The sequence below is a fragment of the Erwinia phyllosphaerae genome, from assembly GCF_019132875.1.
GTDB classification, from domain to species: Bacteria; Pseudomonadota; Gammaproteobacteria; order Enterobacterales; family Enterobacteriaceae; genus Erwinia; species Erwinia phyllosphaerae.
This window is the reverse complement of the sequence record NZ_JAHSPF010000001.1, coordinates 678,661-699,772: the sequence shown is the minus strand read 5'-3', so window position 1 is coordinate 699,772 and position 21,112 is coordinate 678,661. Positions and strand designations below refer to the sequence as shown.

The following is a 21,112-nucleotide window of genomic DNA, read 5'->3' as shown; positions in this document are numbered from 1 at the left end:
TTCCGGCCCATTTTTTTTGGCGCGGCGGACTCAATAAGGACTCTTATGAAACGACTTATCATCGGTATCTCAGGCGCCAGCGGCGTAATTTACGGCGTGCGCGCGCTGCAGGTATTGCAGCAGGTCAGCGACGTGGAAACCCATCTGGTGATGAGCCAGGCCGCCCGGCAGACGCTGGCCCTGGAAAGCGACTATTCCGTGCGCGACGTGCAGGCGATGGCGGACGTGGTGCATGACGTGCGCGATATTGCCGCCAGCATCTCTTCCGGTTCGTTTAAAACCGATGGTATGGCTATTTTACCCTGCTCGATGAAGACGCTTTCCGGCATCGTTCACAGCTACAGCGATGGCCTGCTGACGCGTGCGGCGGACGTTATCCTGAAGGAAAGGCGTCGGCTGGTACTTTGCGTTCGCGAAACGCCGCTGCACCTTGGGCATTTGCGAATGATGACCACCGCCGCAGAAATGGGCGTGGTGATCATGCCGCCCGTGCCCGCGTTTTACCACCGTCCACAAACGGTAATGGATATTGTCGATCAGACGGTTAACCGCGTGCTGGATCAGTTTGATATCCAGCTTGATAAAGATCTTTTTACGCGCTGGCAAGGTGCATAGACGGCAGTCTTGTGCGCTCTGCTGGTGCATTTTTCCCGTTGTAAACGCTTTGCGTGCAGGTTTTTCACCAAAGCGAAGCATTTTTAGCGCTACGCTGCCTTCTTCCTTTGCGCGCAGTCGGCACATCCGTGCCGTCTGTCAGACCTCCGTCATCTTCCTGAACGCCTGCCGGTAAAAATGGCACGGAACCTGCACATCTCAAAGCGGGTAGACCCATAATAAAAACGCACTTTGAGGATAATCTATGAAAAAGCAGGCTGTGGCTCTTTCTCTGCTGCTGGCGCTCTCTGCCGCTGGCAGTGCTTTTGCTGCCGTACCAAAAGCGTTGCGCATCGGCACCGATCCCACCTACGCCCCGTTTGAATCTAAAAACGCGCAGGGCCAGCTGGTGGGATTTGATATCGATCTGGCCACGGAAATCTGCAAGCGTATGGAAACCAAATGTACCTTCGTGGAAAGCGATTTTGATGCGCTGATCCCCTCACTGAAAGCGAAAAAAATCGACGCCATTATCTCTTCACTTTCCATCACCGAAAAGCGCCAGCAGGAAATCGCCTTCTCTGAAAAGCTGTATGCGGCTAACGCGCGGCTGATTGCGCCGAAAGGCTCAAAGCTGGAGCCAACCGTAGCTTCGCTGAAAGGTAAAAACATCGGTCTGCTGCAGGGCACCACCCAGGAAACTTACGCTAACCAGTACTGGCGCACCCAGGGCGTAACCATTACGCCATACGCCAATCAGGATCTGGTTTATCAGGACCTGACCGCAGGCCGCATTGACGCCGCTTTCCAGGATGAAGTTGCCGCCAGCGAAGGCTTTCTCAAGCAGCCCGTCGGTAAGGATTACGCCTTTGCCGGTCCGGCGGTAAAAGATGAAAAAATCTTTGGCGTGGGAACCGGCATCGGCTTGCCGAAAGAGGATCCCGAGCTGAAAGCCGCTATCGACAAAGCTTTCGACTCCATGCGTAAAGATGGCACCTACGACAAGCTGGCGAAAAAATACTTCGATTTTAACGTCTACGGCGATTAAGAAAATCTGTCAGGGGGCGCTTGCTCTCGTTCTGCCCTGCGTTGCGCGGGGCAGACATATTTAATCGGCCAGGAAACTACCTATGCTGGATGGCTATTCTACAGTAATTTTTAAAGGGGCGATGGTAACGCTGGAGCTGGCCCTGAGTTCCGTCGTGCTTGCGGTACTGCTGGGCTTGCTTGGCGCGGGCGCTAAGCTTTCCGGCCGCCGCTCACTGGCAATGATTTTTGAAGGTTACACCACGCTTATTCGCGGCGTGCCCGACCTGGTTTTGATGCTGCTGATCTTTTACGGGCTGCAAATAGCCCTTAACCAGCTGACCGACCTGCTTGGCCTGGCCCAGTTTGATATCGATCCTATGGTGGCGGGTATCCTTACCCTGGGCTTTATTTACGGCGCCTATTTTACCGAAACTTTTCGCGGCGCTTTTATGGCGGTGCCGAAAGGGCAGATTGAGGCGGCTACTGCTTTCGGTTTTTCCGGTTCGCAAACTTTCCGCCGCATTCTGTTTCCGGCCATGATGCGCTATGCGCTGCCCGGCATTGGCAATAACTGGCAGGTTATCCTGAAAGCGACCGCGCTGGTGTCGCTGCTGGGGCTGGAAGACGTGGTAAAAGCCACGCAGCTGGCGGGAAAAAGCACCTGGCAACCGTTTTACTTCGCCATCGTAGCCGGGGTGATTTATTTGATTTTCACCACGCTTTCCAACGGCGTGCTGTGGTGGCTGACGCGTCGTTATTCCGTAGGCGTAAGAAGGGCAGACTTATGATCGATATCGTGCAGGAATACTGGAAAGCCCTGCTGTGGAGCGACGGCTATCGTTTTTCCGGCGTGGCCATCACGCTCTGGCTGCTGATTATTTCCGTTGTGGTTGGCGGCTGCCTGGCCGTATTGCTGGCCATCGCCCGCGTTTCGAGCGTCAAAGCCGTGCGTTTTCCCGTGTGGCTGTTTACCTATATCTTCCGCGGCACGCCGCTCTATGTGCAGCTGCTGGTCTTTTATTCCGGCATGTATACGCTGGAAATCGTTAAGGGCAACGAGCTGCTGAATGCCTTTTTCCGCAGCGGCCTTAACTGTACGCTGCTGGCGCTGACGTTAAATACCTGCGCCTATACCACCGAGATCTTTGCCGGAGCCATTCGCGCCGTGCCGCACGGTGAAATCGAGGCGGCACGCGCCTACGGTTTTTCCACCTTTAAACTCTATCGCTGCATTATTTTGCCATCGGCGTTGCGCATTGCCTTGCCCGCTTACAGTAATGAGGTGATTTTGATGCTGCACTCTACGGCGCTGGCGTTTACCGCGACCGTTCCCGATTTGCTGAAGGTGGCGCGCGATATCAACTCTGCAACCTATCAGCCTTTTTACGCTTTCGGTATTGCGGCGCTGCTCTATCTGATTATTTCTTATGCGTTAATTAGCCTGTTTCGTAAAGCGGAGCGGCGCTGGCTGGCGCACATAAAACCTTCATCGAGCCACTGAGTAGATCTATGTCCAAATTAAACGTAATCGAACTGCACAAGCGCTACGGCGAGCATGAAGTATTAAAAGGCGTGTCGCTCCAGGCGCAGGCGGGCGACGTTATTACCATTATCGGTTCTTCCGGTTCGGGTAAAAGTACTTTTCTGCGCTGCATTAATTTTCTGGAGAAGCCCAGCGAAGGCAGCATTATGGTGAATAACCAGCAGATTAACCTGGTGCGCGATACCGACGGTCAGCTGAAAGTTGCCAACAAGGAACAGCTGCGCGCGCTACGCACCAGCCTGACGATGGTGTTTCAGCACTTTAATCTGTGGAGCCACATGACGGTGCTGCAAAACGTGATGGAAGCACCCGTGCAGATCCTGGGCCTGAGTAAAGCCGAAGCGCAGAAGCGCGCTATTCACTATCTGGATAAAGTGGGCATTGACGAACGGGCGCGGGCAAAATACCCGGTTAATCTTTCCGGCGGCCAGCAGCAGCGCGTTTCTATTGCACGTGCGCTGGCGATGGAGCCAGAAGTGCTGCTGTTTGATGAGCCAACATCCGCACTTGATCCGGAGCTGGTCGGCGAAGTGCTGAAAATTATGCAGAAGCTGGCGGAGGAGGGCAAAACGATGGTGGTGGTAACCCACGAAATGGAGTTTGCCCGTCACGTTTCCAGCCAGGTGATCTTTCTGCATCAGGGTAAAATTGAAGAGCAAGGGCCGCCAGACGCGGTATTTAATAATCCGCAAAGCCCACGGCTACAGCAGTTCTTATCGGGCGCATTAAAATAAAAGGCCGTTCAGGCGACACCCTGCGCCGTCAGGCGTCTACAGCACGTCCGCCAGCGCTTCATCCAGCTGATACCAGCGAAAGCTGAAGCCGGACTCTTCCAGCCGTTTTGGCAGCACGTGCTGGCCGCCCAGCACCAGCACCGCAGATTCGCCCATCATCAGTTTGATGGCGCTGGCTGGCGTGCGCATAAAGGCCGGACGGTGCATCGCCTTACCCAGCGTGGCGGCAAACTGTTCATTGCGCACGGCATAGGGCGACACCATATTAAACGGCCCGCGCAGCTCGGGACTATCCAGCAGCCAGAGGATGGCGTTCAGCATATCCTCCAGATGGATCCACGGCATATATTGCTGGCCGCTGCCAATGGGGCCGCCGATCCCTAACTTAAAGGGAAGCTTCATCTTGCTGAGCGCGCCGCCTTCTTTGGCAAGCACGACGCCGGTACGCAACAGGCAGACGCGCGTGCGGTCACTATCGGCTGCTTTCGCCAGGGACTCCCAGTGCGCGCAAAGCTTGTGGGTAAACTCCTGATGGCCGGGATCGTCTTCGGTCAGCACCAGATCGCCGGTGTCGCCGTAGAAGCCGGTCGCGGAACCGGAAATAAATACCTTTGGCGGCGTGCTGCTGGCGTTAATCAGCGTCGCGAGTTTTTCCGTTATCTGCCAGCGGCTTTCGCACAGGTGCTGTTTTTGCTGCTCGCTCCAGCGCTTGTCGGCAATCGGCTCGCCGGCCAGATTAATCACGGCGTCGACGCCGTTAAGATCGCGCTGCTGATCCAGTCCTGACCACAGGCTAACCTTTTCGCCCAGCTTAGCGCGTGCGTTGACCACATCGCGGGTGACCACGCTTACGCTGTCGCCTCGTGATAAAAGGCGAGGAATCAGATGGCTGCCAATCAGGCCGGTGCCGCCCGTCAGTAAAATGTGCATGCTGCTCTCCTCAAAATGGTGAAGTAAAAAACCAACGGCCCGTCATAATCTTAGGCGAAGATAACGGGAAAGGGATCGGCAGCGGCAAGGCATAAATTAAAAACGAGAACGTCGTTTGAATAATGAATATTTCTGGCAATATTGTTGAGATATTGCCTTCTGTTAAAAAAATGGGTAAACAGGTTGCAGACGCCGCCTTGTGAGGAACTCAGGATGAATTATCCCAATGTCATTTTGTGGTCAGATGCCTGTTTTTTCAGTCCCTATGTGATGTCTACCTTTGTAGCACTTAGCGAGAAAGGTATTCCGTTTTCGTTGAAGCGTATCGATCTTGCCAGCAACGAGCAGCTGCAGGAAAATTACGGCCAGATTTCTATAACGCGCCGTGTGCCCACTTTGCAGATTGATGATTTTCAACTTTCTGAATCTTCAGCTATTGCCGAATATCTGGAGGAGCGTTTTCCCGCGCCTGAATTTGAACGCCTTTATCCAAAAAACCTGGAAAAAAGAGCCAGGGCGCGTGAAATTCAGGCCTGGCTGCGCAGTGACTTTTTGCCGCTACGCGAGGAAAGGCCGACGGAAGTGCTGTTTGCTGGCGAAACTTTTGCGCCATTGTCGCCAGAGGCGCAGCGATCGGCTGACAAACTTGTCACCGCCGTTACGCAGCTGGTGCCAACAGGTCAGCAAAATCTTTTTGGCGAATGGTCGATAGCGGATACCGATTTGGCCATTATGATTAATCGGCTGGCGCTACATGGTGACAACCTGCCGCCAGCCGTCGCAGAATATGCCCATTTTCAGTGGCAGCGCGCATCGGTACAGCTGTGGTTATCTGAATCCTCCAAAGGCCAATAACACGGCAGGATCATAATTTCAGGGCAGTCCGTGGCAAACTGCGCGGGCAGGCATAAATAAGCGCGAAGGCGCCAGACAAATAAGGGTTAGGGATGGTGGAGCAAGACAGCGGCACGGAGTGGGTGGATATCGTTAACGAAGACAACGATGTCATTGCACAGGCCAGCCGTGCGCAGATGCGGGCACAGTGCTTGCGTCACAGGGCAACTTACATCGTCGTGCATAACGGGATGGGCAAAATTCTGGTGCAGCGCCGGACGCAAAACAAAGATTTTATGCCGGGTATGCTGGACGCTACCGCTGGTGGCGTAGTGCAAAGCGGCGAAGAGATGCTGGAATCGGCGCGTCGTGAAGCAGAAGAAGAACTGGGCATTGCGGCCGTGCCGTTTGCGGAGCACGGTCTGTTCTATTACGAAGATGAACATTGCCGCGTCTGGGGAGGCCTGTTTAGCTGTGTTTCGCACGGGCCTTTCGCCATGCAGGAAGAAGAAGTAGATGAAGTCTTCTGGATGACGCCGGAAGAGATTACCGCGCGCTGTGACGAGTTTACGGACGATTCGTTAAAAGCGCTTTCGCTGTGGCTGAGCCGCAACGGTGAGCAAAGCTAAGCGCTACAGATAAAAAAGGCCGCGTGAGCGGCCTGACTATTTCCTTTAACGCAGTTATATGTCAGAACGATGTTTACATATTGCTCACTCTTCGAAAAAATCTCTTTAATGGCAGTTTTTTTGTCTGTATAAGCTAATTAAAAATACACAAGGATGATGGGTTATTAGTACCAATAAAGGAGCCACTATGGCACGACAAGGAAAGTTTATTATTAATGATGCTGATTTTTCTCCACTAATTATTTATGGTACAGGAACTTTCCTGGCTTATTCAGGTAAAGATAAATACCGTAACCGTAGCGGGTGTGGTGGTATACCAAATCTGGGACCAATTCCAGCAGGCCGTTATCACATCGTGAACCGCCCTTCTGGTGGCTGGAAAGATGTTATTCGCAATATAGGTAAATATGCATGGACCTGGGTTACTCCTACACCCATCATAAAAGCCGAGTGGTTCGCTCTATACCGTGATGATAATAGAATCGACGATCGCACATGGATTAACGGTGTAGAACGTGGCCATTTCCGGTGGCATCCACCTGGTCCTTTGGGTGTCTCGTTGGGCTGCATAACATTGCAACATCGCTCGGATTTCCTTGCTATTCGCCAGTCCTTACTTGCAACCCAGAGTGTACGTTTGCGTAATGGTCTTGAGTCTTACGGTATTATTGAGGTGAGTTTAAATGGAAGCGCGACATGTGCCAGCGGGGATTAGAATATTTATCGGAATCGGCATTTTTGTTCTGGTCATTTTTCTCCTCCACCCATCTTCCCCGGTGGGATTGACGGGGTATGTTTTCTGGAGCAAAACAGCGGGCTACTTCAATAACCCGGATATCGAAGGTTTTACAGGAGTTTCGCTTTTGATTATATGCCCTTGTATTACGCTGATTATTTACCGGATTACTATTAACCTGATCAAGCGCCATTTAAGCGCCTCTGTATAGCAGAAAAGTGTGCCAGAAACGGCGCGCCTGTAATCTCTGTTCCGTTCAACTTTATACTGAATATTTCTGGTAAAGGGACCATTAGTCCAGACGTAAAAAAGGCCGCGTAAGCGGCCTTTGTACACACTGGTGTTTAGCGGGTTTCGCGTACGGCCAGGCGAGGCTGCGTTCTGCGGCCTAACATTCCCAGCCAGCCTGCGATGGCGGCTTCAACCAGCAGTATAATCAGTGTTACCCAGCTGGCTTTTGCAGTTGCAGCAGCGGCTTTGTCTCCGGCTTCACGTGCTTTCTGTGCCGCCTCGGTTTTCAGCTGCTGATATTTCTGGTAAGCCTGCTGATAGCTCTGCTGAGTCTGAGCAACGATCTGATCGACTTCCTGATCGCTTTTACCCGTGCGGGCCTTGATGATGTTTTTCAGCGCGTCAACGTCTGCTGCCTGCAGAGTTGCCTGATTGCGCTGCATGACGCCTTTAAACCAGTTTGCTAAATCAGTATCTGCGTTCTGCTGATCTTTAGCGGTATTTTCAGCCTGGTTCTGGGCGTTATTTTTTTCTTTGTTGGCATCCTGCTGCAGTTTTTCCGGCTGCAGTTCTGGCTTACCGGTCTGACGCAGGGTAGTTTCCAGCTCGTTCTGCACGTTGTTCAGATCGATATTGTTTTCCTGCAGCTTCTGCTTGATGTTCTGACCAACAGTAGGCGCAATGGAGGAGATGCCGTTACCCAGCATGCTGAAGCCTGAGCCAATCACGCTGGCCGTACCGCTAACCGCGCTGCTCAGTACTACAACCACCAGCCAGACGCACACCAGCGTATTGACTGCCCACATCAGCAGACCGTGTAGCGCGCCTTCACGCTGCGCCAGACGACCGGTGATATAAGCACCGGCACCCACAGAGATCAGCATGCTTAACCCGGTCCAGATAGTGGCACCGGTGCCCAGACCATCAAGAGGGTTCTGTTCTTTTAAAGGATCGATCGTGGTTGCGCCTATTGCCGTCCCTAAAATCGTTAACAGCAAATAAATAACCACGGATAAAATGACACCTGCGAAAATAGCGCTCCATGAAATACGCTTTAGCGGAATACCGCTATTAACCTCATTGTAAACCGGATGAATTTGATTATCGCTCATGAGAGAACTCCCTTGCCTGATATAGGTGTGTTTCCTGATTACATTATTATCGAAAAGACTCAATTTCTTGCCAAGGTAAGCCTGGCACCGGAAGCGGGATTCTACCAGGAATTATTTTTTACATTTAAAATCAATATGTTGAGGTGTTTGATTCGGGTGAAAGCTTAATGGGAGAAGAAAAGAAGGATAACGGCAATAGTAAGGATATGGTTATTTTTGCCTGCAAAGAAGAGGCGAGCTTATATTGCTATAGCATAAGGCGGCTCTTGCAAGCCGCCTTAATTTAACGTGGCCGTCAGGCGTCAGCCTGCTGTGCCTGAATAGCGGTCAGCGCAATGGTATAAACGATATCGTCGACCAGCGCGCCGCGCGACAAATCGTTAACCGGCTTGCGCATACCCTGTAGCATTGGCCCAATTGAAATAAGATCGGCGGAACGCTGTACGGCCTTATAGGTTGTGTTGCCCGTATTGAGATCCGGGAAAATAAAGACGGTAGCGCGTCCTGCTACGGGCGAATTCGGCGCCTTAGATTTTGCCACATCGGCCATTATCGCGGCGTCGTACTGCAGCGGCCCGTCAATCACCAGATCGGGACGTTTCTCCTGCGCGATACGCGTTGCCTCACGCACTTTTTCCACATCGCTGCCGGCGCCCGAGTTGCCGGTAGAGTAGGAGATCATCGCCACGCGCGGCTCGATGCCGAAGGCCGTAGCGGAATCTGCCGACTGAATAGCAATCTCTGCCAGCTGTTCCGGGTTGGGATCCGGGTTAATGGCGCAGTCGCCATAAACCAGCACCTGCTCCGGCAGCAGCATAAAGAAGATGGAGGAAACCAGCGAGCTGTTGGGCGCGGTTTTAATCAGCTGCAGCGGCGGACGGATGGTATTGGCTGTGGTGTGAACCGCGCCGGAAACCAGGCCGTCTACTTCGCTACGTTCCAGCATCATGGTGCCGAGCATGACGTTATCTTCCAGCTGCTCCTGCGCCACAACCTCGGTCATACCTTTGTTCTTACGCAGTTCTACCAGGCGCGGGACGTAGTTTTCACGCACCTGCTGAGGATCGACAATTTCAATACCTTTGCCAAGCGTCACGCCCTGTGCGGCAGCCACGCGCTGGATTTCGTCCGGATTACCCAGCAGTATGCAGGTCGCAATGCCGCGTTCAGCGCAGATAGCCGCGGCTTTTACCGTACGCGGCTCGTCGCCTTCCGGCAGTACGATACGCTTGCCCGCCTGACGTGCCAGCTCGGTAAGCTGATAGCGGAAGGCTGGCGGCGACAGACGACGGCTGCGTTCGGAAGCGGCGGTCAGCGACTCAATCCATTCGGAGTCTATATGGCTGGCCACGTATTCCTGCACGCGCTCAATACGCTGGGTATCATCGCTCGGCACTTCCAGATTAAAGCTTTGCAGGCTCAGCGACGTCTGCCAGGTATTGGTTTTCACCATAAATACCGGCAGGCCAGTAGCGAAGGCACGCTCGCACAGGTGGGCGATGGAATCATCCATCTTATAGCCACCGGTCAACAGAATTGCACCAATTTCCACGCCGTTCATCGCCGCCAGGCAGGCAGCCACTACCACATCAGGACGGTCTGCCGAAGTCACCAGCAGCGAGCCGGGGCGGAAATGCTCCAGCATGTGCGGCAGGCTGCGCGCGCAGAAGGTAACCGATTTTATACGGCGCGTATCAATATCACCCTGGTTAATTACCTGTGCATTAAGGTGACGACACATGTCGATAGCACGCGTGGCGATCAGCTCAAAGCTCCACGGCACGCAGCCCAGTATCGGCAGCGGGCTATTGGCAAACAGCTGCTTAGGATCGATGTTGGCTACGCTGGCTTTGGTTGAGTCGTCAAAAATTTCGGACAGATCGGGACGCGTACGGCCCTGTTCGTCAACGGGCGCGTTCAGCTTGTTAACAATCACGCCGGTGATGTTTTTATTTTTGCTGCCGCCAAAGCTGTTGCGGGTCAGCTTAATGCGTTCCTGCAGCTCTTCCGGAGAATCATTGCCTGGCGACATCACGAAAATGATTTCCGCGTTCAGCGTTTTGGCAATCTCATAGTTCAGCGTAGGGGCAAACTGATGCTTACGCGTAGGCACCAGACCTTCGACTAATACGACTTCGGCATCTTTAGCGCTTTCATGGTAGCGCGCGATGATTTCTTCCATCAGCACGTCCTGCTGACTGGCGCTCAGCAGGGATTCGACGTGGCTCATTTGCAGCGGTTCTGCTGCCGGAATAGCAGAATTTTTGCGGATGATTAAGGTTGTCTGGTCAAGTGAATCGCCGCCGGTGCGAGGCTGGGCGATAGGTTTGAACACGCTCAGCCGTACACCTTTGCGCTCCATCGCGCGGATAACGCCAAGGCTGATACTGGTAAGACCGACGCTGGTGCCGGTAGGAATTAACATGATGGTACGTGACACGGTAAACCTCTCGAAATCACACCCCTGGCAGCGGCGCTGACGCGTTGAGAGCTGGCTTAATCTGCCGTTAGCGCTACTGCCATGCGGGTTTCCTGGTGTCTGAAACAACACCGCCAGCCTGAGCTGACGGTGTGCGGGATTAAGCAGTCAGACGGCTGGCGTCCTGGGCAATCACCAACTCTTCATTGGTTGGAATAACGATTGCCGGGCGCGTGCCTTCTTTATTAATAAAACCGGCTTTGCCAAAGCGAGCTGCAAGGTTGCGCTCGTGATCGACTTCAAAGCCAAGCAGTGCCAGCTTATTCAGCGTCAGCTCGCGCACCATCGCGGCGTTTTCGCCGATGCCGCCGGTAAAAATCACGGCGTCCAGGCGGCCATCCATCAGCGCGGTATAGGAACCGATATATTTGGCAAGGCGGTGACAGTATACGTCCATCGCGCGCTTCGCATCTTCCTTGGTGGCGTAGTTATCTTCCACGTAGCGGCAGTCGCTGGTCACGCCGGTCAGGCCCAGCAGGCCAGACTCTTTGGTCAGCATCTTGTTAATGGCGTCCACGCTCATGCCCAGCGTATCGTGCAGGAAGAAAACAATCGCCGGATCGATATCGCCCGAGCGGGTGCCCATCACTAAACCTTCCAGCGGCGTCAGGCCCATAGAAGTATCAACGCACTCGCCGTTGCGAATGGCGCTGACGGAGCCGCCGTTACCCAGGTGACAGGTAATGATATTCAGCTCGTTCAGCGGCTTATTCAATACTTTTGCCGCCTGATGCGTCACATAATAGTGGCTGGTGCCGTGCGCGCCGTAGCGGCGTACGCCGTGCTCTTTATAAAGATGGTAAGGCAGGGCATACAGATAGGACTCTTCAGGCATGCTCTGATGAAACGCCGTATCAAACACGGCCACGTTTTTATCAGAAAGATGCGGAAAATTCTTCATGGCTTCATCAATGCCGATCAGGTGCGCCGGATTGTGCAGTGGGGCAAAAGATGAAGCATCTTTAATACCCTGAATAACATCCTGATCGATAACGATTGACTGGGTCAGTTTCTCACCGCCGTGCACAATACGATGGCCTATTGCAGTAATTTGTGCGGACAGCTCTGGTTTTTGTGCCAGAATAGTTTTAACGATAAAGTTAAGAGCCTCGCTGTGAGCTGCGCCAGCGCCTAATTCGGCTTCCTCTTTATTGCCGTCCAGTTTCCATTTAATGCGCGCTTCGGGTAGATGGAAACATTCAGCTAAACCGGAAAGGTATTCATCGCCGCTTGCGGGATTGAGAATGGCAAATTTTAACGACGAGCTACCGCAATTCAAAACCAGAACTAACTTACTCGACATGGGAGATCCTGTTGGTTGAGGGTGGCGAAAAAAAACTCAATCAGACTATCAGCGTAGCGCATGAAAGCTGGTACATTAATGATGAACATCATGCTGACGGCACATTTTGTCCGAAAGCAAAAAATTTCATAAAAATCCCAAGATTTTTTGAACTTGTGCAGGCGGCAGCGTTCAGATCTGTCTAAAGGCGCAGCAAGCACGTAACAGCCAGTCAACAATCGCGCACAGGATAACCAGAGTGCCCTGTAAAGACAAAATTTTTTGAAAGATGTCAGATAAAGTTGTTGGGTTGTGCATTATGTTTAATTTTTATCCCTGAAGTTGAGGTCAACCATGGCAAATGAATCCGGCACTGTCGGTTGGTTTAAACTGTTCCAGAACGGGCAGCACTATATGAAAACGTGGCCAGCCGATAAGCGCCTTGCACCGCTGTTCCCGGAGAACAGGGTCACAACGGCGACGCGCTTTGGCATTCGTTTTATGCCGCCGCTGGCCGTCTTTGCCATGAGCTGGCAAATTGCGCTTGGTGGCCAGCTGGGGCCCGCCGTGGCAACCGCGCTGTTTGCCTGTAGCCTGCCGATGCAGGGACTGTGGTGGCTGGGCAAGCGTTCCGTGACGCCGCTGCCGCCTACGTTGCTGAGCTGGTTCCATGAAGTGCGCGAAAAGCTACAGGCCGCAGGCCAGGCGCTGGCACCGCTCGAAGGTAAGCCGACCTACCAGTCGCTGGCCGACGTGCTGAAACGGGCCTTCAGGCAGCTGGACAAAACGTTTCTCGACGACCTTTAACGTAGCGCCATTCGCCACTTCGGTGGCGAAATTTGGTCTGGGTCAAAAAAGCCGCTGTTTGCCGTGTCGACAGGCGGCGGTTGTGCAATCCTTGCGCCATCCTAATCTCATTTTGTCCAGCGGACACCGGGAGTTAATGATGGAAATGACCCACGCGCAACGTTTAATCCTCTCTAATCAGTATAAGCTCATGAGCCTGCTCGATCCTGACAGCAGCGAGCGCTATCACCGTTTGCAAACTATTGTCGAACGCGGCTACGGGCTACAGCTCCGCGAGCTGGACCGCGAGTTCGGCGAGCTTCCCGAAACGGTTTGCCGCACCATTATTGATATCATGGAGATGCATCACGCCCTCCACGTGTCCTGGACAAATCTGAAAGATCCCTCATCTGTTGAAGAGCGCCGCCTGCTGTTTTTAGGCTTTGATGCCGCGACTGAAGCGCGCTACCTTGGCTATGTGCGGTTTATGGTACAGATTGAAGGCCGCTATACTCAGTTTGATGCAGGCAGTCACGGCTTTAACGCCCAGACGCCAATGTGGGAAAAGTATCAACGTATGCTGGCTGTATGGCACACTTGCCCCAGACAGTACCACCTGAGTGCGAATGAAATCGCGCAAATCATCAACGCCTGAGAAGGAAAAAGTAGTGAAGTGTAAAGGTTTTCTGTTTGATTTGGACGGCACGCTGGTGGATTCACTACCGGTGGTCGAACGCGCCTGGACAAACTGGGCATCGCAGCACGATATCGCAGCCGATGACGTGCTGAACTTCATCCACGGCAAGCAGGCTATCACCTCACTGCGGCACTTTATGGCCGGGGCCTCTGAAGAGACCATCCAGCAAGAGTTTCTGGCGCTGGAGAAAACGGAAGCCGAAGACACCGAAGGCGTGGTGGCTTTACCTGGCGCGGTACAGCTGCTCGCCACGCTGAACGAGCTGCATATCCCCTGGGCGATTGTCACTTCAGGTTCCGTTCCCGTTGCTTCTGCGCGACGTAAGGCGGCAGGTCTGCCAGAGCCAGAGGTGTTTGTCACCGCTGAACGAGTGCAGAACGGCAAACCGGCACCGGATGCCTATCTGCTCGGCGCGCAGCTGCTGGAGCTGGAGCCGGAAGAGTGCGTGGTGGTGGAGGATGCCGCGGCGGGTATTCTCTCCGGCCTGGCCGCCGGTAGCCACGTCATTGCCGTCAATGCGCCAGCCGGGTCGCCGCGTCTGGAGGATGTGGATATGCTGCTTACCTCGCTGGAAGAGCTGATTATCAACAAAAACGGTGATGGCACCATCGACGTTCACCGAAAGCACTAAGATATGATTTAGCCCCGCATCCGCGGGGCTTTTTTATGGCATTCTGCGGAAAATTTTTCTCACAGGCAGGAAGCAAAAGTGAATGCGGATCTGATCCGGGTGCTTATTTTGCTGGCGATAGCGATTGTCCTCTTCGTCAGCGGCAAAATACGTATGGACGTCGTGGCGCTGCTGGTTATCGTCGCTTTCGTGCTGAGCGGCACGCTGAGCCTGCAGGAAGCCACGCTGGGGTTTAGCGACGCCAACGTTATCCTTATTGCCGCCTTATTTGTGATTGGCGAAGGGCTGGTGCGTACCGGTGTCGCGTTAAGAATGGGCGAGTGGCTGATGAAAATGGCGGGCAGCAGCGAAACCAAAATGCTGACGCTGCTGATGCTTACCGTCGCTGGCCTCGGTGCCTTTATGAGCTCGACGGGCGTGGTCGCCATCTTTATTCCCATCGTGCTCAGCGTCTCGGCAAAGATGAACCGCTCGCCCGGCAGGCTGATGATGCCGCTGAGTTTTGCCGGGCTGATCAGCGGAATGATGACGCTGGTCGCCACGCCGCCCAACCTGGTCGTGAACAGCGAGCTGGTACGCGAAGGGCTGGCGGGCTTTAGCTTTTTCGACGTAACGCCCGTGGGCCTGGTTGCGCTGGTATTGGGCATCGGCTATATGCTGCTGGCCCGTCTCTGGTTAGGGAAGGGAGAACCGGCAGGCAAGAAAGGCCAGGAAAGAACCTTCCGCGACCTCATCCGCGACTACAAATTAAGCGGCAGAGCGCGTCGCCTTGCCGTTCATCCCGAATCGCCTTTAATTGGCAAGCCGCTCGACGATCTGCAACTGCGTGAACGCTATGGCGTTAACGTTGTTGGGCTAGAGCGCTGGCGCAAATTCCGGCGGATTATGGTGCCGGTAACGGGCGCAACGCAGTTTCGCGCGCGCGACGTACTGCTGATTGATATGTCCGCCGCCGATGTTGATATTCGTGAATTCTGTAGCGAGCACCGGCTTGAGCCGATGATCCTGAGGGGAGAGTACTTTTCCGATCGCGCGCAGGATGTTGGCATGGCGGAAGTGCTGATTTTCCCGGACTCGGCGCTACAGGGAAAAACGCTGCGGGAAAGCTCATTTCGCTCTCGTTATGGCGTTAGCGTCATCGGGATCCGGCGGCGGGGGGAAGTCATGGAGGGCGCGCTGAGCGATCTGCCGCTGGAGCTGGGCGACTGCCTGCTGGTCATCGGCGACTGGAAAAAAATCACTCAGCTTCAGCAGCAGAAGCGCGACGTGCTGCTGTTAAGCCTGCCGGCGGAGGTTAAAGAGGTAGCGCCGGCCAGCAGTCAGGCACCGCACGCTATTTTTTGCCTGGCGCTGATGGTTGCCATGATGCTGACCAATGAGATCCCCAATCCCGTTGCCGCGCTGATTGCCTGCCTGCTGATGGGTAAATTTCGCTGTATCGATATGGAAAGCGCCTATCGGGCCATCCACTGGCCAAGCCTGATCCTGATCGTCGGCATGATGCCTTTTGCGCTGGCGCTGCAAAAAACCGGCGGTATCGCGCTGATTGTGGATGGGCTAATGGATCTGGCTGGCGGCTATACGCCGCGCGTGATGTTACTTTGCCTGTTTATTCTGTGCGCCACCATCGGGCTTTTTATTTCCAATACCGCAACAGCGGTACTGATGGCACCGGTTGGCGTAGCGGCCGCGCATCAGATGGGCGTTTCGCCTTATCCGTTCGCGATGATCGTAGCGGTAGCCGCTTCTGCCGCCTTTATGACGCCGGTTTCCAGCCCGGTCAACACGCTGGTGCTGGGGCCAGGCGGCTATCGCTTTAGCGATTTTGTAAAAACGGGCGTGCCTTTTACTTTGCTGATTATGGTGGTGAGCGTGCTGCTGGTGCCGCTACTGTTCCCGTTTTAAAGCTGGCCTACAGCGATTCCTGGCTGATTTCATCCAGCGACAGGCTGAAGCTGGGGGCAAACACCTCGACAAAATAGTCCATTTCCGAGCTGTGGCGCTCGGTAAGCGTTTTTTCCAGGCGCGCCTTAGCCAGCTGAAACTCATGGTTTCCGGCAGAGAGTTCTTCCAGGCATTTCAGATAGGCGCACAGCGCGTCGGCCTGCTTGACGATGGCGTTTTCCTCTTCGCTACGCTGTTGTTCATCCAGCAGCGGCTGCCAGGCGTTGCGCAGCTCCTCGGGCAGCATATCAACCAGCTTTAGCTGGGCGATTTTTTCAATCTTTTTATACTCGCTGGCAATCTGGGCGTTGTAGTACTTAACCGGCGTGGGCAAATCGCCCGTCAGCACCTCGCTGGCGTCATGGTACATGGCCATCAGCGCAATGCGTTCGGCATTGAGATTGCCGTTAAACTTTTGATTTTTGATCACGGCAAGCGCGTGGGCAACCATAGCAACCTGCAGGCTGTGTTCGGATACGTTTTCCGTACGCACATTGCGCATCAGCGGCCAGCGATTAATCAGTTTCAGGCGGGAAAGGTGAGCGAAAAAATGACTTTGGTTCATAAAACGGTTTCCTGTGCTTGACGGCCAGAGGCGGGCTCTGGCGTCACAGTATAGCCGTTTCAGCAGCGGGAATGCAGCGGATATCCTCAGACGCCTGCCCGCCGCTCAAAGCGTTGAACGCTACTGGCGATAGCCTTCCAGGAAGCGGCCAAATTTACCGATAGCCATTTCCAGATCGTTGACGTGCGGCAGGGTGACAATACGGACGTGATCCGGCCACGGCCAGTTGAAAGCGCTGCCTTGCACCAGCAGAACTTTTTCCTGCAGCAGAAAATCCAGCACCATTTTCTGGTCGTCATGCAAATTGAATTTTTTCGCGTCAATCTTAGGGAACATATAGAGCGCGCCGTCCGGCTTCACGCAGCTGACGCCCGGAATATCATTGATCAGTTCCCAGGCGCGCTGGCGCTGCTCATACAGCCGACCACCGGGCACGATAAATTCGCTGATGCTTTGATAACCGCCAAGCGCGGTTTGAATCGCGTGCTGGGCCGGAACGTTGGCACACAGGCGCATCGAAGCCAGCATTTCCAGACCTTCAATATAGCCTTTGGCATGTTTTTTCGGCCCGTTCAGCACCATCCAGCCCTGACGGAAACCCGCCACGCGATAGGTTTTGGACAAACCGTTAAAGGTAATCGTCAATAAATCCGGTGCCAGTGCGGCAATGGAATGGTGCTGGGCGGCGTCATACAAAATTTTGTCGTAAATTTCGTCAGCAAAAATAATCAGGTTATGCTGGCGGGCCAGTTCCACAACTTCCAGCAGCAGCTCCTTGCTGTACACCGCGCCGGTTGGGTTGTTAGGGTTAATTATCACTATCCCGCGCGTGCGCGGCGTGATTTTGCTGCGGATGTCGTCAAGATCGGGGAACCAGCCCGCCGACTCATCGCAAAGATAGTGCACCGCTTTTCCACTGGACAGGGAAACCGCAGCCGTCCACAGGGGATAATCGGGTGCCGGAACCAGCATCTCATCACCGCTGTTGAGCAACGCCTGCATTGACTGAACAATGAGTTCAGACACGCCGTTACCGATATAGACATCTTCAACGGTGACTTCACGCAGGCCGCGTGCCTGATAGTGCTGCACGATAGCTTTACGTGCCGAATAGAGTCCTTTTGAATCACAGTAACCCTGCGCGCTCGGCAGGTTACGGATTACATCGACCAGGATTTCGTCAGGCGCTTCAAAACCAAAAGGGGCGGGATTGCCAATATTAAGCTTGAGGACTTTGTTGCCTTCTTCTTCAAGGCGTTTGGCTTCTTTTAGTACCGGGCCACGGATGTCATAACAGACGTTATCGAGCTTGCTGGATTTATCAATTGGGGTCATTTCATTCGCCTTTGGCTTAGCCGCATTCCTGCCGTGGAAAAGTAAACCCGCACAATGTACTCCTCTCGCTGACGCTTTTGAAGTGGGGCGGCTGGCTTTGGCGTAACAGGAGCGCGTTTCTTGAGAGCGGTTTTGCAAACGCCATCGAAAAAACACACGCAGCAAAAATAGCTTAAACGGTAAAGGTTTAACAAAATTCACGCCTGAAGCAGGCAGAAAAATGCAAAAAGATGCGTCAGGACGCAAGTAAGAGGAGTTTTTTTGTCATTTTTAGGTAAAATAAAGTGCATTGATGCGATGTGTAACTATAAAGCATTTCTTAACTTTTAGTGTATAATCTACTCAGGTGCCAGATAAGCAATTGCAAAGCAGAAAAGTGCAAATCTACGTAAGGCGCTGGCTTGCATGCTGACATATTGTTACCAATTGATAAATTTTTATGCTCTGAGGGAGGGGTGAGACGCCATTCTCAATAAAAACTTATTTTACTGATAAGAATAATCGGATTTGGGCTTAAAAAGTAATCGACAGTATGTCAGGATAATAGTGGAGATACCGCGTGCTTCACGCGCGGGTTTCCAGCGAGGCGGTAAATGTAGCTTATCGTCCTTAATGTTAAGTTTTTTTTATTATTATTCCGCTGTAACTACAGCGTGATGGTCGTTCAACTTTCAATGGCAGTTCTACATTGACAGCATCGTCGCTGAGCACGTAATGGTGGCCGACGAAGTAAATGGGTTTAAGCGTTGTTGTTCCTCTACCGGTCAACTGCGCGCAGTAGTGATGTACAGACGCACCGCCCGTCAGCGACTTTGTTGCGGCATTAGTCGGGCATATTGGGTCGCTGGGGTTAGCGCGTCTGCGAGTACGGTAATGGCGAACGGCAACGTTCGTAGTATTACATGATTATTACCTCTGTATCTTACTGATAGAGAAGGTAATAACACCAGGGTAGCAGTATATTAAAAATCTTATAAAGTGAATAAAACATGACCAGTGCAAATCGTCCAATCCTCAATCTCGATCTGGATCTGCTGAGAACCTTTGTGGCTGTCGCCGATCTTAACACCTTCGCGGCAGCTGCCGCGGCGGTATGCCGTACGCAGTCTGCCGTCAGCCAGCAGATGCAGCGTCTGGAACAGCTGGTAGGTAAAGAGCTGTTTGCTCGCCACGGCCGTAACAAGCTGTTAACCGAGCACGGCATTCAGCTGCTGGGTTACGCGCGCAAAATCCTGCGTTTTAACGATGAAGCCTGTACTTCTCTGATGTACAGCAATATTCAGGGTGTGCTCACCATCGGCGCTTCTGACGATACTTCAGACACCATTCTGCCTTTCCTGCTGAACCGGGTAACTTCGGTTTATCCAAAACTGGCAATTGATGTCCGCGTTAAGCGCAATCCTTTTATGATGGAAATGCTGAATCAGGGTGAAGTTGATCTGGTGGTTACCACCTCCAGTCCAATGAACTTTACCTGGCAGGTACTGCGTACTTCGCCAACGCTATGGTATTGCGCGGCAGATTACGTTTTCCAGCGGGGAGAAGCTATCCCGCTGGTTTTACTGGATGAACCAAGCCCGTACCGCGATATGGCCATCGATCACCTCAACGAGGCGGGCATTCCATGGCGCATCTCTTACGTGGCATCCACGCTGGCGGCAGTTCGCGCTGCCGTTAAAGCGGGTCTGGGCGTTACCGCGCGTCCGGTAGAGATGATGAGTCCGGAGCTGCGCGTAATGGGTGCAGCCGAAGGTCTGCCTGTGTTGCCGGATACGGAATACCTGCTGTGCCGTAATCCGGAAAGCGACAACGAACTGGCTCTGGCCATTTTCAACGCGATGGAATCCAGTAACGATCCGTACAGCCTGGCAGCCAGCGCACAGGATAGCTCTGTTTTCGCTGATGAAGATGAGTAATTATTTATTTTAATTTAGATAAATAATATCAAATAGTTGCGTTAAAAACGTGAATAAAACAGACCTTCTGAGGGTTTTAATCTTCAGAAGGTTTTTTTATGGGCTTTTTTTGCCGTCACAACCCGCATTTTTACCCCTGATTACTTTTCAACTGCTGTAAAAAACAGCATGGCGTTTTCTTGCTCATCAACAATACTCTTTTGGCAACGGGCTAATCAGCCTTGAATTGATTTTGCTCAGTTCTGGTCGCTTACTTTTTTCTCTAAAAATACCAAAGCTTGTTCTGGATCAAAAAAATAACCCTTGTAAGGGGAGGGAAAAGTACCTGATTCCTGCGAGAATAGGCACCGTTAAATCCGTGATCCATACAGGGAAATACCCGCTACACTGTAGATGACGAAGCTCACTGACACGATTTAGCGCAATTTTTGCGCATCAAATGTTAAATAAATGCTACTTATGTAAAATAACCTGTGGATACTTTTATCAAAGTTGACAAAAGGTTATATAAAGGAGTAAAAAACCCCATAAAATTGCTGCTTAATCTATAAAGACAGCATCGTTTATCTGGTTTTTTATTTTTTTCCCTTGAATCGAGGCATCAGTCAACTGCCACTCAACAGAGCAGCATGTCTGACGCCCCTTTATTGAGTTAAGCAGAGTGTATGTCAACAACCACTGAAGTCGTCGCTCATCACTGGGCATTTGCTGTATTTCTGGTCGTTTCTATCGGTCTGTGCTGCGCAATGTTGGCCGGGGCATGGTTTCTGGGCGGAAAAGCTCGCGGAAGGTATACAAATACACCTTTTGAATCGGGTGCCGCGCCTGTCGGTACAGCTAAACTGCGCATGTCCGCTAAGTTTTATCTTGTCGCCATGTTCTTCGTTATTTTTGACGTAGAAGCCCTCTATCTGTACGCATGGTCGACCGCCATCCGCGAAAGCGGCTGGATCGGCTTTATCGAAGCCACCATTTTCATTTTGGTACTGCTTGCTGGTCTGGTTTATCTGGTGCGGATCCGCGCGCTGGACTGGGCGCCTGCACCTCGTCGTGTTGTCGCTAAATCAACCACCGTTTCGCATTCCAATCGTCATACGCAGTAAAG

The 21,112-nt window shown here is 52.8% G+C and carries 20 protein-coding genes; 14 read left to right on the top strand and 6 right to left on the bottom strand.

Annotation, left to right across the window (positions count from 1 at the left end):
- Positions 1-45 precede the first annotated feature (45 nt).
- The 5 genes from KUE00_RS02950 (at position 46) to hisP (ending at position 3,900) form a co-directional block, all read left to right on the top strand.
- On the top strand, positions 46-615 hold the full coding sequence (locus KUE00_RS02950) for a UbiX family flavin prenyltransferase (protein ID WP_246757987.1): 570 nt from the start codon (positions 46-48) through the stop codon (positions 613-615).
- 244 nt (positions 616-859) lie between these two features.
- The gene (gene argT, locus KUE00_RS02945; RefSeq protein ID WP_246757986.1) at positions 860-1,642 is read left to right on the top strand and encodes a lysine/arginine/ornithine ABC transporter substrate-binding protein ArgT; all 783 of its coding nucleotides are present in this window, start codon (positions 860-862) and stop codon (positions 1,640-1,642) included.
- An 82-nt stretch (positions 1,643-1,724) separates the two neighbouring features.
- Entirely contained in the window at positions 1,725-2,411 is a 687-nt protein-coding gene (gene hisQ / locus KUE00_RS02940) for a histidine ABC transporter permease HisQ (protein ID WP_246757985.1), read from the top strand.
- Positions 2,408-3,124 carry an ABC transporter permease gene (locus KUE00_RS02935; RefSeq protein ID WP_246757984.1) on the top strand — a complete coding sequence of 239 codons (717 nt, stop codon included), beginning with the start codon at positions 2,408-2,410 and terminating at the stop codon, positions 3,122-3,124. Before hisQ ends, KUE00_RS02935 begins: the two co-directional genes overlap by 4 nt.
- Before the next feature lie 8 nt (positions 3,125-3,132).
- Positions 3,133-3,900, top strand: coding sequence for a histidine ABC transporter ATP-binding protein HisP (gene hisP / locus KUE00_RS02930; RefSeq protein ID WP_246757983.1), 768 nt, complete (start codon positions 3,133-3,135; stop codon positions 3,898-3,900).
- A gap of 36 nt (positions 3,901-3,936) precedes the next feature.
- On the opposite strand, the gene KUE00_RS02925 is transcribed toward hisP, so the two are convergent.
- On the bottom strand, positions 3,937-4,830 hold the full coding sequence (locus KUE00_RS02925) for a TIGR01777 family oxidoreductase (RefSeq protein ID WP_246757982.1): 894 nt from the start codon (positions 4,828-4,830) through the stop codon (positions 3,937-3,939).
- A gap of 213 nt (positions 4,831-5,043) precedes the next feature.
- On the opposite strand from KUE00_RS02925, the gene yfcF reads away from it, so the two are divergent.
- The 3 genes from yfcF (at position 5,044) to KUE00_RS02910 (ending at position 7,008) form a co-directional block, all read left to right on the top strand.
- Positions 5,044-5,685 carry a glutathione transferase gene (gene yfcF, locus KUE00_RS02920; RefSeq protein WP_246757981.1) on the top strand — a complete coding sequence of 214 codons (642 nt, stop codon included), beginning with the start codon at positions 5,044-5,046 and terminating at the stop codon, positions 5,683-5,685.
- Between the two features lie 92 nt (positions 5,686-5,777).
- Positions 5,778-6,293: an NUDIX hydrolase YfcD gene (gene yfcD / locus KUE00_RS02915; protein ID WP_246757980.1), complete on the top strand. Its 516-nt coding sequence runs from the start codon at positions 5,778-5,780 to the stop codon at positions 6,291-6,293.
- A 187-nt stretch (positions 6,294-6,480) separates the two neighbouring features.
- Complete coding sequence (locus tag KUE00_RS02910) at positions 6,481-7,008, top strand: DUF2778 domain-containing protein (RefSeq protein WP_246757979.1); 528 nt, start codon at positions 6,481-6,483, stop codon at positions 7,006-7,008.
- Positions 7,009-7,373: 365 nt separating this feature from the next.
- Here the strand turns inward: KUE00_RS02910 and KUE00_RS02905 are convergent, their stop codons facing one another.
- The 3 genes from KUE00_RS02905 to ackA all read right to left on the bottom strand — a co-directional run bounded on the left by KUE00_RS02905 (position 7,374) and on the right by ackA (position 12,154).
- Entirely contained in the window at positions 7,374-8,372 is a 999-nt protein-coding gene (locus tag KUE00_RS02905) for a hypothetical protein (protein WP_246757978.1), read from the bottom strand.
- Between the two features lie 295 nt (positions 8,373-8,667).
- Complete coding sequence (gene pta, locus KUE00_RS02900) at positions 8,668-10,812, bottom strand: phosphate acetyltransferase (protein ID WP_246757977.1); 2,145 nt, start codon at positions 10,810-10,812, stop codon at positions 8,668-8,670.
- Positions 10,813-10,951: 139 nt separating this feature from the next.
- Positions 10,952-12,154: an acetate kinase gene (ackA, locus tag KUE00_RS02895; RefSeq protein WP_246757976.1), complete on the bottom strand. Its 1,203-nt coding sequence runs from the start codon at positions 12,152-12,154 to the stop codon at positions 10,952-10,954.
- Between the two features lie 333 nt (positions 12,155-12,487).
- Here ackA and yfbV point away from each other — a divergent pair, with 333 nt between their 5' ends.
- The 4 genes from yfbV to KUE00_RS02875 all read left to right on the top strand — a co-directional run bounded on the left by yfbV (position 12,488) and on the right by KUE00_RS02875 (position 16,152).
- Positions 12,488-12,940 carry a terminus macrodomain insulation protein YfbV gene (gene yfbV, locus KUE00_RS02890; protein WP_246757975.1) on the top strand — a complete coding sequence of 151 codons (453 nt, stop codon included), beginning with the start codon at positions 12,488-12,490 and terminating at the stop codon, positions 12,938-12,940.
- Between the two features lie 139 nt (positions 12,941-13,079).
- Positions 13,080-13,574 (top strand): YfbU family protein, encoded by a 495-nt coding sequence (locus KUE00_RS02885; protein WP_246757974.1) that lies wholly within the window; start codon positions 13,080-13,082, stop codon positions 13,572-13,574.
- 13 nt (positions 13,575-13,587) lie between these two features.
- Complete coding sequence (locus KUE00_RS02880; protein ID WP_246758081.1) at positions 13,588-14,247, top strand: sugar phosphatase; 660 nt, start codon at positions 13,588-13,590, stop codon at positions 14,245-14,247.
- Between the two features lie 78 nt (positions 14,248-14,325).
- Positions 14,326-16,152 (top strand): SLC13 family permease, encoded by a 1,827-nt coding sequence (locus KUE00_RS02875; protein ID WP_246757973.1) that lies wholly within the window; start codon positions 14,326-14,328, stop codon positions 16,150-16,152.
- A 7-nt stretch (positions 16,153-16,159) separates the two neighbouring features.
- Here the strand turns inward: KUE00_RS02875 and yfbR are convergent, their stop codons facing one another.
- Both yfbR and KUE00_RS02865 read right to left on the bottom strand, forming a co-directional pair.
- The gene (gene yfbR, locus KUE00_RS02870) at positions 16,160-16,756 is read right to left on the bottom strand and encodes a 5'-deoxynucleotidase (protein WP_246757972.1); all 597 of its coding nucleotides are present in this window, start codon (positions 16,754-16,756) and stop codon (positions 16,160-16,162) included.
- 120 nt (positions 16,757-16,876) lie between these two features.
- The gene (locus KUE00_RS02865) at positions 16,877-18,091 is read right to left on the bottom strand and encodes a pyridoxal phosphate-dependent aminotransferase (RefSeq protein ID WP_246757971.1); all 1,215 of its coding nucleotides are present in this window, start codon (positions 18,089-18,091) and stop codon (positions 16,877-16,879) included.
- Between the two features lie 989 nt (positions 18,092-19,080).
- Between KUE00_RS02865 and lrhA the strand changes: the two genes are divergently transcribed.
- The gene (lrhA, locus tag KUE00_RS02860; protein WP_246757970.1) at positions 19,081-20,007 is read left to right on the top strand and encodes a transcriptional regulator LrhA; all 927 of its coding nucleotides are present in this window, start codon (positions 19,081-19,083) and stop codon (positions 20,005-20,007) included.
- A 665-nt stretch (positions 20,008-20,672) separates the two neighbouring features.
- On the top strand, positions 20,673-21,110 hold the full coding sequence (locus KUE00_RS02855) for an NADH-quinone oxidoreductase subunit A (protein ID WP_246757969.1): 438 nt from the start codon (positions 20,673-20,675) through the stop codon (positions 21,108-21,110).
- The last annotated feature ends 2 nt before the right edge of the window (positions 21,111-21,112 follow it).

Coding starts and splice junctions, on each gene's coding strand:
- KUE00_RS02950 (WP_246757987.1), top strand. CDS start 46: ATGAAACGACTTATCATCGGTATCTCAGGCGCCAGCGGCGTAATTTAC.
- hisQ (WP_246757985.1), top strand. CDS start 1,725: ATGCTGGATGGCTATTCTACAGTAATTTTTAAAGGGGCGATGGTAACG.
- argT (WP_246757986.1), top strand. CDS start 860: ATGAAAAAGCAGGCTGTGGCTCTTTCTCTGCTGCTGGCGCTCTCTGCC.
- KUE00_RS02855 (WP_246757969.1), top strand. CDS start 20,673: ATGTCAACAACCACTGAAGTCGTCGCTCATCACTGGGCATTTGCTGTA.
- yfbR (WP_246757972.1), bottom strand. CDS start 16,756: ATGAACCAAAGTCATTTTTTCGCTCACCTTTCCCGCCTGAAACTGATT.
- yfcF (WP_246757981.1), top strand. CDS start 5,044: ATGAATTATCCCAATGTCATTTTGTGGTCAGATGCCTGTTTTTTCAGT.
- hisP (WP_246757983.1), top strand. CDS start 3,133: ATGTCCAAATTAAACGTAATCGAACTGCACAAGCGCTACGGCGAGCAT.
- lrhA (WP_246757970.1), top strand. CDS start 19,081: ATGACCAGTGCAAATCGTCCAATCCTCAATCTCGATCTGGATCTGCTG.
- yfbV (WP_246757975.1), top strand. CDS start 12,488: ATGGCAAATGAATCCGGCACTGTCGGTTGGTTTAAACTGTTCCAGAAC.
- KUE00_RS02885 (WP_246757974.1), top strand. CDS start 13,080: ATGGAAATGACCCACGCGCAACGTTTAATCCTCTCTAATCAGTATAAG.
- KUE00_RS02865 (WP_246757971.1), bottom strand. CDS start 18,091: ATGACCCCAATTGATAAATCCAGCAAGCTCGATAACGTCTGTTATGAC.
- ackA (WP_246757976.1), bottom strand. CDS start 12,154: ATGTCGAGTAAGTTAGTTCTGGTTTTGAATTGCGGTAGCTCGTCGTTA.
- KUE00_RS02925 (WP_246757982.1), bottom strand. CDS start 4,830: ATGCACATTTTACTGACGGGCGGCACCGGCCTGATTGGCAGCCATCTG.
- KUE00_RS02910 (WP_246757979.1), top strand. CDS start 6,481: ATGGCACGACAAGGAAAGTTTATTATTAATGATGCTGATTTTTCTCCA.
- KUE00_RS02905 (WP_246757978.1), bottom strand. CDS start 8,372: ATGAGCGATAATCAAATTCATCCGGTTTACAATGAGGTTAATAGCGGT.
- KUE00_RS02935 (WP_246757984.1), top strand. CDS start 2,408: ATGATCGATATCGTGCAGGAATACTGGAAAGCCCTGCTGTGGAGCGAC.
- yfcD (WP_246757980.1), top strand. CDS start 5,778: ATGGTGGAGCAAGACAGCGGCACGGAGTGGGTGGATATCGTTAACGAA.